The sequence below is a fragment of the Streptomyces albicerus genome (assembly GCF_008905045.1).
GTDB lineage: Bacteria > Actinomycetota > Actinomycetes > Streptomycetales > Streptomycetaceae > Streptomyces > Streptomyces albicerus.
Window position 1 is genome coordinate 36573 of record NZ_VWMY01000081.1, and the last position, 6000, is coordinate 42572.

At 70.0% G+C, this 6000-nt stretch carries 6 protein-coding genes; 3 read left to right on the forward strand and 3 right to left on the reverse strand.

The window, feature by feature from the left end; all coding sequences use genetic code 11:
• Positions 1-525: 525 nt before the first annotated feature.
• The gene (locus tag GAS53_RS46055) at positions 526-1425 is read left to right on the forward strand and encodes a replication-relaxation family protein (RefSeq protein WP_151483763.1); all 900 of its coding nucleotides are present in this window, start codon (positions 526-528) and stop codon (positions 1423-1425) included.
• 627 nt (positions 1426-2052) lie between these two features.
• On the opposite strand, the gene GAS53_RS46060 is transcribed toward GAS53_RS46055, so the two are convergent.
• Positions 2053-2274, reverse strand: a complete 222-nt coding sequence (locus GAS53_RS46060; protein WP_225859525.1) for a DUF397 domain-containing protein — start codon at positions 2272-2274, stop codon at positions 2053-2055.
• Positions 2271-3152 (reverse strand): helix-turn-helix domain-containing protein, encoded by an 882-nt coding sequence (locus tag GAS53_RS46065; protein WP_151483764.1) that lies wholly within the window; start codon positions 3150-3152, stop codon positions 2271-2273. Before GAS53_RS46065 ends, GAS53_RS46060 begins: the two co-directional genes overlap by 4 nt.
• A 192-nt stretch (positions 3153-3344) precedes the next feature.
• Between GAS53_RS46065 and GAS53_RS46070 the strand changes: the two genes are divergently transcribed.
• Together GAS53_RS46070 and GAS53_RS46075 are read left to right on the forward strand one after the other, a co-directional pair.
• Positions 3345-4667, forward strand: a complete 1323-nt coding sequence (locus GAS53_RS46070) for a hypothetical protein (protein ID WP_151483765.1) — start codon at positions 3345-3347, stop codon at positions 4665-4667.
• Positions 4668-4726: 59 nt separating this feature from the next.
• Positions 4727-5431, forward strand: coding sequence for a 2'-5' RNA ligase family protein (locus tag GAS53_RS46075; protein WP_151483766.1), 705 nt, complete (start codon positions 4727-4729; stop codon positions 5429-5431).
• On the opposite strand, the gene GAS53_RS46080 is transcribed toward GAS53_RS46075, so the two are convergent.
• Positions 5424-5807 carry an ATP-binding protein gene (locus GAS53_RS46080; protein WP_151483767.1) on the reverse strand — a complete coding sequence of 128 codons (384 nt, stop codon included), beginning with the start codon at positions 5805-5807 and terminating at the stop codon, positions 5424-5426. The genes GAS53_RS46075 and GAS53_RS46080 overlap by 8 nt on opposite strands.
• Positions 5808-6000: the final 193 nt, after the last annotated feature.

Sequence of the window (6000 nt, forward strand, 5' to 3'; positions counted from 1 at the left end):
AGGTAACGCGCCCCTGAGCCATGCGTCCATGCAACGCGCTCGATCAGGTGACGGGTCTGGGGATTCCCTTTCACCCCCGCTCCACTCGCCGGGCCCTGGTGGTGCTGCTGGTGTGCGCCGGGTTGTTGCGGCGCACGAGCGCGGAGGCAGCCGCCGACGCGCAACCTGACCAACGGCCGCCCCGATCCCCCGGCGGCACGCACCCGCCCGTTCGCCCGCCGTCCCCTGTTTTTCTTCTGCTTTGGGGGCGAGCGCGGGGGTGTGCAGAGGGGGATGTCGGGCTACCGACCACGCCGACGAGGGCGTGGTGACCTGCGGATACGCCGCCCCAGTGCGGAGAGGAGCGGGAAGGTGTCGGCGGGGATATCGACGCAGGTGTCGGCCCGGTCGAAGGCGGTGTTGTCGCATCGTGACCGTGGTCGGGCCCTCATGGTCGCAGGTGTGGTCGGGGTTGGCTGCTGCCGTGGCCGGTACACGCGGCGCCGTACCGGATGGTGCCGCCCTGTACAGAGAGGCGGGCCGGCGATGACGGACGTGGATGCGGGCAGTGGGGATCGGTTGGCGTTGGCGGTGCTGGTGCAGTACCGGATGGTCACCACCGAGCAGATGCACCGGGTGATCGCCCCGGGAGTGCGCAGCGAGCAGACCCGGCGCAGGCTGGCAAAGTTGCGCGAGGAGGGGCTGATCGACCGCATCACCCTGCCTAGGGCCGGGCGGCTGCGGGTGTGGTTCCCCACCTCCTACGGCGTGCAGGTCGCCTGCGAGTGGCCGGAGTTGCGCGGCCAGCGGCCACCGAAGACAGTGTCCGATCCGACCGCCGCACGGCTGCGGGTCGGGCACACGCTGACGGTGACCGAGACCGCGCTGGTCTTCCTCGAGGACGCCCGCCGCCGTGGCGAACTGTGCCGGCCGTTGGACTGGATCCCCGAGGTCTACCACCCCATTGGGGGCGGTGAGGCCGTCATCCCCGACGCGCTCATGTACTACCGGCGCGGCCGTGAGGGCGGCGACGGGTCGATGCTGCGGGCGTTCGTCGAGGTCGACCGGGCCACTATGGGTCCGGAACGCCTGGCCGCGAAACTCACCGCCTACGCCCGCCTCCACGACTACGTGCCCGCCTCCCCGGGGCAGCGGCGGCAGATCCCGGGGCAGGAGCCGGAGCAGGAAGCCTGGCGGCGGCACTATCCGCTCTTCCCTCGCCTGTTGTTCGTCCTGGACTGCACCGGCCCCGCCGGCATCACCACCCGCATCCGAGCCCTGCATGCGGCCGCCAAAGGCCTGGCGTTGCCACTCTTCTTGCACACCGTCCCCGTCCTGGCCGCGGCGCTGGCAGACTTGCGCACCCAAGGCCCCTCCCAGCCCGTGTGGTACCCCGTCCAGGACCCCGACCGCAGGGTCGCCTGGGGCTGGTCGCCGCATGCGTAGACGGCTTGCGCAGCCGCTGCGCACCAACCACCACCGCCGCGCGGCGGCTGCGCAGATCCAGATCACGGACCGACCACGGCCCCGAAACCCCGACCATGGCCCTGACCACAGCGATGCGCAACCGACTGCACACTGCATGCGCAGCACGCATGGACGGCTGCCCAGTCAGCGCACGCAGGCGAAGAGGAGTCTGCGCAGCCGCCCACCTACCTGCCGTGGTCGTGCGCATGGTCGCCCCAGCCGACGGGCCCACCACACGTCTGCCACACCCTGCGTGTCACCAAGTGCGTGGTGATTGCGCATCGTTGGACGGGCGATGCGCACCCGACTACACGACCGGCCGGGGATCTGCGCAGTCGGGAGTGCGGACGGTGCCTGCGTGCCATCGCGCGGGTTGCGTAATTGGATTGCGCAGCCCCGCGCGCCGCACTGCGCAGGTACCCAAGCCCGGATGCGCTGGCTACAGATCCCGGCGGGCGGGCGTCAGCAGATTCTGGTACGGCGGGAAACGGGCTCACCGGTCGACTCGGTTTCGTGATGGCTTCAAGTAACACGAGCCGGTCGACAGACCCGAGACTCCGCCACCCACGACGACCGTCCCGCCATTCAACGATCGTCCCTTCGCCCTCAGATCAATCCGTCCGCGATCCCCCCGACCAGCGCCCGCACCGCCGACCGCGAGAACACCAGCGGCCGAAGGCCGACATCCTTGGAGTCGCGCACAGCCATCTGGGACCCAAGGTCTGCGATCTCCACACAGTCGTTCGCACCCCCGCTGTATGAGCTCTTCCGCCACCGCGCGAGCGCGAAGTCGACGTACAGCGGAACGGTGGTGCGGGGCGTGCTCACTGATCCAGCTCCTTGCTGATTCGCGCGATTCGGGTGCGGGTCTCCGACGGATCGAGGGCGCAGGCTCTCAACTGGTCGAAGATCTCTGTGTAGTTGTCGACGTCGTCCGCGGCTTCGAGGTACACGGAGTTCTTGGGGTTCTCCAGCCACACCAGGTTCGGCGTGGGGTCGGAGAAGGTCAGGATGACGAACGGGCCGTACAAGCCCGGATGCGCGCCGAGCTCGAACGGCAGCAGCTGCACGGTGGTGTTCGGCTGCTCGCTCGTCTCCATCAGCTTGCGCAGCTGGTCGCGCATGACCTCGGCCGAGCCGATCGTGCGGCGCAGTACCGCCTCGTCGAGGATGGCCCAGAGCTTGGCCGGCTGTTCGCCGCCGAGGCGGCTGTTCTGCCGCTCCATACGGACCTTGACCAGGGACTCCACCTGGGGCGCGGTGAGCTCCATGCGCATCTGGGAGATGACGGCGCGCGCGTAGTCCTCGGTCTGGAGCAGGCCGGGGACGAGCATCGGCTGGTAGTTGGCCATCGAGACCGCGCCGGCCTCCAGCGCCAGATAGCCGTCATACCGGGTCGCGGTCAGGACCGTGGAGTACTTCCGCCACCACGGCTTCTGCTGCTCCTTGTCGGCCCGTACCAGGTCGAGTACGTCGGCACGCTGGGCCGGGTCCTCGACGCCGTAGCAGTCGAGTAGCGCCCGGACGAGGACCGGTGTCGTGCCGCGCTCGCCGGTCTCGATGCGGCTCAACGATCCCTGGTTGATCTCGATCTGCTCGGCCACCTCGGTGAGCGTCAGCCCGGCAGCGTCGCGCAACTCACGCAAGCGCGCGGCGAGTTGGCGACGGTACACGGACTGCGGGACCAGGCTCCTCTTCAAGGCCATGGCGGAAGTCTCTCCGGCGAGCACGAGCGCGACAACCCATACGAGTCAACTTCACCAGACATATTGCCTAGTTCACTGTGCCCGCGGCATTCTGCCTAGGGTCACGACGCGTGTCCGCCGAACCAGACATGCGCCTCCATCGACCGCAGGACGGTGCGCCCCGCCCGGCCCGCCGCACCAGGAGGGTGTGCCATGCCCCGGACGACGTTGTTCCGGCAGTTAGCTCAGCAACGACACCTGACGACGTACGAGGCGTTCGCGGCGCAGTTCGAGCGGTCGGCCATCAGGCTCGCGGAGCGCGACGGCGACCGGCGACTCGCTTCGCTGCGGGTGTCCTCCCGGCAGTTCGACCGTTGGCTCGGCGGGGAGTTGCAGACGCTGCCGCGGCCGGACGCCTGCCGGGTGCTGGAGCACATGTTGGGCAGACCTGTCGCCGAGCTGTTCGCCGTGCCGGGTGGCCAACGCGAGCTGCGTACGAAGCCGTCCGCCACCCGTGCGACGCCTGGTCCCCACCTCGCTCAAGACTCTGGGGACAACCCCTTCGAGATCGTCGCCCGCGCCCGCCAGCTCACTGCCAGCAACGCAGACGACGCCACGCTCGCCTTCCTCGGCTCCTCTCTGGAGAGCATCACCGACCGCTATGAGCAGGACGGCCCGTACGCACTGCGCGCCGAGGCGCGAGGTCTGCGGCAACTCGCGCACGCTCTCCTCGACGGCCGCCAGCCCCCGCGCGCCCGCCAGGAACTCTTCCGCCTTGCCGCCCGGGCCTCTGGCTTGCTCGGCTACATGGCCGTCAACACCGGTGACTTCACTCTCGCGGAGGCGTACTGCACTGAAGCCGTGGACCTCAGCCGAGCAATCAACGACCTGGATACCGAGTTGTGGGCCAGCGGCACCCTGTCCTTCGAGCTCTATTACGCCGGCCGGTACGCCGAAGCCGACGCGTGCGCCGCGGCGGCAGTGGAGCGCGCCCCGCGCAGCCCTCAGTCCATCCGCCTCCTCGTCAACGGCCAGGCGCGCGCCCTCGCGAAGACCGGCGACCGCCGCACCGCCGGGCAGGCCGTCGGCCAGGCCCTCGACCTCTCCGACCGGCACGACGTCCCGCCCGGACTCACCTCGTGTATCTCCTTCGAGCCGTACGGACAGGCCCGGACCCTGGCCAACGCCGTTACCGCGCACGTCTCGCTCCACGACACCGCCCGCGCGCTGCGCGACGCCGACCGCATCGACGACCTCGTCGAGCACTCCGACTCCGCGTGGAGCCGCGCGCTCGTACGCCTCGACGTCTCTGCTGCCCTGCTCAGCGAGCGCGCCCCCGACCTCGACCACGCCTTGGAGCTCGGCCGGGAGGCGCTGCGGCTGTGCGGCGATTCGCCGATCAGATCGGTCTGGCAGCGCTCCCAAGAGCTGTACGAGCAGGCCAGGTCATGGCGGAAGCACCCGGCGGTGGGCGACTATGGCGACGAGTTCCGCGCCTGGAGCTCACAGCCAGCCGTCCTGGCCTTGTCGTCGTGACCTCGGGCTCCAAGGATTCGAGGGACTCAAGGGCGGTGTGATTCCGAAGGAGTACGCGGGTGCCCCTGCTCACCGCCGATCCCGCCGCGTTCCCCGCCGAGCCCCCGGCCGACCCGCGCGACCCGGACGTCATCGCGGCGCACGACTGGGCGGCTTTCAGCGCGCTGGACGAGATGGTGGACCATTGGGCCCGCCCCGGCTGGAGCGACGGCAGCCGGGCGTACTACTGGATGCTGACCTTCCCCGGCCACCAGCAGCTCACCGCGCTCGCCCTGCGCTGCCAGCAGGCCCTCGCGCCGCTCGGCCTCGACCCGGTGCCGGCGGACGGGCTGCACCTCACGCTCGCCCGGGTCGGGGCCCCCGACGCGGTCACCGCGGGGCAGCTGGAGAACCTCGTCCGGTCGGTGGAGCCGACACCGACCGCCCCCTTCTCCATATGGGCCATCCCGCTGGCCGGATCCCGCGGGGCGGTACGTCTCTCCGTCGGCCCGTGGCAGCCGCTGCTCCACCTGCACGCCGCTCTGACCGAGGCCGCCCGCACCGCAGGGCTGACGCCGAAGAAGCCGACCGCGATCTTCCGGCCGCACCTGAGCCTGGCGTACAACAACCGTCGGCGGGCCGCCGCCCCGGTGGTCGAAACCGTCGCCCTACTACGGACTCTGCCGCCCGCCGAGCTTTCCGTCGCCACCGTCGAACTGGTCGAACTCCGCCGCGATGGCCGACAGTACAAGTGGGACGTACTGAACAGCCTGCCCCTCACATAGCCTCGCGGCCATCCAGCTCGACGACCGCGACGACCACTTTCCCAATGGCCGTCGGCTGTGCGAACCACTCGGCCGTCAGCTCATCAACGATCCGGAGCCCCCGGCCGCCCAGATCGTCGTGCGAGACGTCCTTCCGCGGACGCACGCTGTCGGCGTCCGCATCCGCGTCGTGCACCGACACGACCGCGACGTCCCGGTAGACCTCGACGCTGATGCAGTCCGGGCCGGTGACGGTGTGCCGCACCGCGTTGCCCACCAACTCGGAGGCGATAAGCACCGCGTCGTCGACAACCGAGGCCGGCGCATGGCCGTCGAGGGTCTGGCGGACCTGATCGCGTGCGTGGGGCAGCGGTTCTGCCTCCTCGGCGAGGTTCATCCAACAGCGCCGTACCAGTTCCCGCGCTACGGCGTGATCGTGATCTGTGCCTGCTCCATACACCGTCTCGTCACGCTCCCGGTCGATGACTCTGGGATCGACCAGTCTCTTGGGGCGCATGAGGCGGCGGTACGCCGCGCCTCCGCCCCTTCGCCACCACGAAACGGCGGACAAACGGCGGAGGCGCGGCGTA

What these genes read in the sequence shown, in the direction of transcription:
- GAS53_RS46080 (WP_151483767.1), bottom strand. Translation starts at nt 5,807, where the DNA reads ATGAACCTCGCCGAGGAGGCAGAACCGCTGCCCCACGCACGCGATCAG.
- GAS53_RS46070 (WP_151483765.1), top strand. Translation starts at nt 3,345, where the DNA reads ATGCCCCGGACGACGTTGTTCCGGCAGTTAGCTCAGCAACGACACCTG.
- GAS53_RS46065 (WP_151483764.1), bottom strand. Translation starts at nt 3,152, where the DNA reads ATGGCCTTGAAGAGGAGCCTGGTCCCGCAGTCCGTGTACCGTCGCCAA.
- GAS53_RS46055 (WP_151483763.1), top strand. Translation starts at nt 526, where the DNA reads ATGACGGACGTGGATGCGGGCAGTGGGGATCGGTTGGCGTTGGCGGTG.